6 protein-coding genes are annotated in these 4,493 nt (G+C 42.6%); 3 read left to right on the top strand and 3 right to left on the bottom strand.

Translation table 11 applies throughout. The features are described 5' to 3' along the window. Positions 1 to 505: 505 nt before the first annotated feature. From trmY to RH85_RS05670, 3 genes are all read right to left on the bottom strand, one after another. Complete coding sequence (gene trmY, locus RH85_RS05680; protein WP_006711250.1) at positions 506 to 1,114, bottom strand: tRNA (pseudouridine(54)-N(1))-methyltransferase TrmY; 609 nt, start codon at positions 1,112 to 1,114, stop codon at positions 506 to 508. 67 nt (positions 1,115 to 1,181) lie between these two features. Continuing rightward, positions 1,182 to 1,616 (bottom strand): regulatory protein RecX, encoded by a 435-nt coding sequence (locus RH85_RS05675; RefSeq protein WP_006711249.1) that lies wholly within the window; start codon positions 1,614 to 1,616, stop codon positions 1,182 to 1,184. 999 nt (positions 1,617 to 2,615) lie between these two features. Further along, positions 2,616 to 2,876 carry a DUF4282 domain-containing protein gene (locus RH85_RS05670; protein WP_006711248.1) on the bottom strand — a complete coding sequence of 87 codons (261 nt, stop codon included), beginning with the start codon at positions 2,874 to 2,876 and terminating at the stop codon, positions 2,616 to 2,618. Positions 2,877 to 3,312: 436 nt separating this feature from the next. On the opposite strand from RH85_RS05670, the gene RH85_RS05665 reads away from it, so the two are divergent. The 3 genes from RH85_RS05665 to radC form a co-directional block, all read left to right on the top strand. After that, on the top strand, positions 3,313 to 3,708 hold the full coding sequence (locus RH85_RS05665; RefSeq protein WP_006711247.1) for a hypothetical protein: 396 nt from the start codon (positions 3,313 to 3,315) through the stop codon (positions 3,706 to 3,708). Beyond that, the gene (locus RH85_RS22210; RefSeq protein WP_006711246.1) at positions 3,701 to 3,913 is read left to right on the top strand and encodes a hypothetical protein; all 213 of its coding nucleotides are present in this window, start codon (positions 3,701 to 3,703) and stop codon (positions 3,911 to 3,913) included. The genes RH85_RS05665 and RH85_RS22210 overlap by 8 nt, the downstream gene beginning before the upstream one ends. Positions 3,914 to 3,983: 70 nt before the next feature. Beyond that, a partial coding sequence (gene radC, locus RH85_RS05660) for a RadC family protein (protein WP_006711245.1) occupies positions 3,984 to 4,493 on the top strand: 510 nt, incomplete at its 3' end.

Raw genomic sequence — 4,493 nt, 5'->3', positions numbered from 1 at the left:
GTTTTTGTTTATTTGCCTGATGGGCTATGTTCCTTGCTTCCTCAAAAACATCTTTGACACGCAATCTCACTATATCTCGAAGGTTAATGAGTTTGGACCTTTCTTGCTCATTTAGCTTTAATTTACCAATTAGGCCATCTGCTTTATTCGTGTAATAATGATGAAAACTCCAAGTCATTTTTTTTCTCTCTTCGGTAATGGTTTGATTGAAAGACTGAGTGGTGGAGGTAACAGGGCTTTTTGCAACGCCATTCTAGCTAAGAGTACGCACAGTATTCAGATTGACGTAATTGGCTGTCAATTGCGTGAAAAATCCCTAAATTTAGTTACTCGTTATTATATTGTGGTTATCGAAAAAAAAACCAACACAGTGTCGGTTTTTTACAAATTAAGGTAGTAGCAAGTATGAGGAGAAGATCCCTCGCGATAGCGTTAAGAAACCAAGAGCAAAGAAGCTACAATTTTCCTCAGTTTTACCTAAGACTCATGTAACCAAGCTAAGACCTTAGTTAACCCGACCTCGACGATCAAACTCATTGTGTATAAGCACAATGCACTGTGACGCAAATAACATTTGAGGCCCAAGGCTAATCTTTTGTGTCCCCAAACGCTTTAAGCTGTTCCAACTCTTTTTGGGCATCGGTATATGATCAGTTAAGATGAAACAAGCATTGCCATTAAACGTCTCGTCGTGAATATCCGTTCCTTTTTTATCAAGCAGATAGAGTGTGTAATTCTCCGCTAGGCGCTGAACTAACTTTTCGAAACTGGTGGTTTCAACACTTAAACCGCCAGTCACCTTCCGTGATTCTTCTTTTTTCATGCCAATCGAGTGCTCTAATGCTTTGGCAATAAGCGCGATCAACGCCGATTCATGAAAGCCACCAATATTACTCAGTAAAGAGGACTCAAAGCATAGGGTTCGAGAAAAATCAGATGTGCTTTCAATTACCAAATAAACCGTGACATCATCTCGGTGAGATTGAGCCGTAAAGATCGCATTCATTAATACGTGCGCAAGGATTTCAGAGTGGGCGTCAGCGCCAACTCCCGCCACAAACGTTTTTGGATCAGTTGATGCCGCACGCGCGCGGATCACAAAAGCTTTATTCATAGAGAGCCATTTGATTAAAATTGCTGTTTATATAAAAAGAGAGACGGCTTATCGTCAAGAGGATCATTTAACCTAAACATGCAAAGATGACTGGTAATGTATGCCCGCTATGTTGCAGGTAGCGTGTCATTTTGGCTTTCTCGTTTTTATCCCGAGGGCGAGCTTCACCAAATTGTTTTACTTTCAACGCTAGACACAACTCAACCCAATCGACATCCGTATCTTCAAGCGCTTGCTCAATGGTTAACGAGTCCAGTCCTTTGCTTCGTAATGCTTGCTTGATGCGCAAAAGCCCATGATATTGATGAAGGTGTTTATCAATTTCTTTCTCGGCCAAACGATAGTCATCTAAATAATGAAAAGAGAGCAAGCGTTCCATTACCAACTCGATCATTGTTTCATCATCACTCAGTTCTGCAAGACGGCGACGCATCTCACCAGAAGAGTAATCACGCTTCACAAACAATCCGACAGCAAAATCGTAAAGATATTCGTAGGTCATGATAGAGTTCTCAATATCGATATGAATAAAGATAATCCATGAAATAAACGCAAAGAGTTTGTTTTACAATGCCAATCAAAGATTCAGCCCAACCAAACACTCGAAACCAACACTGCCCTGACAAACGCCGCGAAAGGATAAACATCTAATTGACCCACTACGTTTTGAAAGCAAAAGAGAATATTGTTAATGCGCTTATTCTTGGTGCCGTACTTCTCTCCCTAGTAACATCTACGTATGTACTGCTTTCGTTCTACGACTCATCGCCTATGCATGTTGATGTTCAAAAGGCACCAGTGTCACCGATAACACAGACAAACACCGATCGTTTTTACTGTGATCCCATTGAGTTCCTATAACTCAGGCCCACAACCATCTTTACTCATTAAACGTATTGATAAACATATTTGCAATATAACATCCTGAGAGTGTTGTAAGCAGAATCCAAAGAACCATTATCATGGCAAACGTCAACATCGGGTTAGCCTAACACCTTATGCAAGCCGATGACGGACTCACCAAATAAAAAAAACCAATCAAAACCACTAAGATCATGGCCACGATGATATTACGTTTTTGCTTGCCTCTTGAGTCTGATTGCCCGCAATGGCAGCAAATCTTCACGTCTGGAGAAATTAACTCTTTACAAGCTCGGCACTGTGTCAATGTCATTTTATTTATTGAATTTAAGAAGGATTGCCGCCATTTTAAATTCGTTACACACTTTGGTGAAATGTTATTGACAACATTATTTTTCTGGACACGATAGATAAATTGTTTCAATTATCAACAATCTTACCCATCCGCAGTAAAAGAATCCGTTGATGCACGCACGCGCACAGATCACAAATGATTTATTCATAGCGATCTATTCAATTAAAATTGCTGTTTATCTTTGTGATGTTTAAGCAGATTGATTCCATTAAGGAAATCACTTGATGGGGTATGATGCGCCAACGGTTTTGATTTCATTGGCACATCAACGCTCAACACCACCGATTAATCATCGCTATCGCTTGGCTTGTTCGCTAATTTTTGAATATTTTCATGGATCTTAAACAGGACAATCATCAGCTCACACCAAATCCTTGCTCCAATAGCACCACCAATCATCATGCCTAATCCACCTAAAATATTGGTGTGATAACCACCAAACATGGTCGTCAAGCCAGAGACGATCGCCGTAGCAAGCAATAGCCAATACACAACCGTGATAATTTTCGGTGTTAACATTGAATCGAAAAAGAAGATGTCTTTCATTTACCCAAACTCCACTCACCATTTAAAAAGTTACACGCACATCAAATTACGCAAAAACCTCTGCAGTAACCAATGCATGATGCTGGGCTGTGTTATATGCCAATTCATCCATATTTGCTATGAGTTGCGTATTAGCCTGAAATAAATCGTATGGATTTTTGAAGATCTGCACAAAAAATGACGATTGACAGACTCCCCTGCTCTACCCTATTCTGACCTCGAACAAAAGTTATGCACTGACTTATAGTGCAAAGCACACGGGAACTACACCTCCCTTAAATCGCTTTCTGAAACGTGTCGCGGCCTTTGGGCTGGAAAGCTTCTTCAACTTCGTTAGCCATGAGCTAACCCACCGTCTTACGGTGCTTCAACTGCAACCCTGTAGGGAATAATATTCCCACAGGAAGATTGTTCCCTTTTTTTAAGGAACAATCGGATGCAACCAACTGTACTTTCAACGTTTGGGCAATTTGTTACCCCGTCGGTCGCCAATTCAGCGGATTTCATCGATATCACTGAACCAGCACACACCGTCGGTTTTCACTTTCCCCACGTCGTAATGTCACAACACGCTTGGTTTACCGTCATTGACGTCTCTGATATGGCCATCAACATCGATAAAGATGCGCTGACCATTCAGTTACTTCGACAAGTGCGTCGTGTCGCGCGAAAAGCGCCGCACTCAGCACAAGTCTCGTTCACGGTCTGTAAACCACCGACAACCACAAACTGTTATGTCAATCGTCCAGCAACGTTAGTCGCTCGCATTGATACATCAGAGAAACAACAGCCCATATTGGTCATCATGCTTGAGGAGGAAGAAAATGACTGAATTTCATTTTCAACCCGTCTTAATACAACACGATTTCCACTATGCAACGCCCTGGCGAACCACTGCCTTAGACGGTCGTTTACAAACACGATTAGTGCTTCGCAGTTCAACGCCATTAACCTTGTCTGAGACGCTTTCTCAGTCAGAAATTAATCACCTTCGACAACAAGGTGTGATCCTCAGTAATGAGTTTCGCTCCTGTTAATCGTTAGGTTATTTCACCCATGAGGGGCATCCCTCATTGGGTGCCCTTTTTTTTCTTGAGGGCATCCACTATGTCTTATTCTACTTGTTATCAACCCTCTTACGGCCAAGGAAAGTTGGTCGAATTACAAGAAGCGCCTGGCGAGTATTACCAACTCAGTCATCCCGTCACCGCAGATGAACTGATGGATATCGCCCTTGAGATGGCCAATGACCGACTCAAGCGTTGCGAAATCCTCACCTCACCAGAAGCGTGCCGGCGTTCGCTGACCACACTCATGCGCGACTTAGAGCGAGAAGTCTTTGCGGTGCTGTTTTTAGACACGCAAAATCAACTGCTCAAATTCGAAGTGCTGTTTTATGGCTCAATCGATAGCGCTGCCGTTTATCCACGTGAAGTGGTCAAACGAGCATTAACCTGGAACGCGAGTGCTGTCATATTGGCGCATAACCACCCAAGTGGGGTCAGTACCCCGAGTCAAGCCGACCGACGCATTACTCGTCAATTAGTCGATGCGCTTGCGCTTGTTGATGTGCGTGTCCTTGACCACTTTATTGTGGGCGAGAGCATCACCTCCTTT

This window comes from Vibrio ichthyoenteri ATCC 700023 (assembly GCF_000222605.1).
Taxonomy (GTDB): domain Bacteria; phylum Pseudomonadota; class Gammaproteobacteria; order Enterobacterales; family Vibrionaceae; genus Vibrio; species Vibrio ichthyoenteri.
This window is presented reverse-complemented; position numbering and strand designations above follow the sequence as displayed.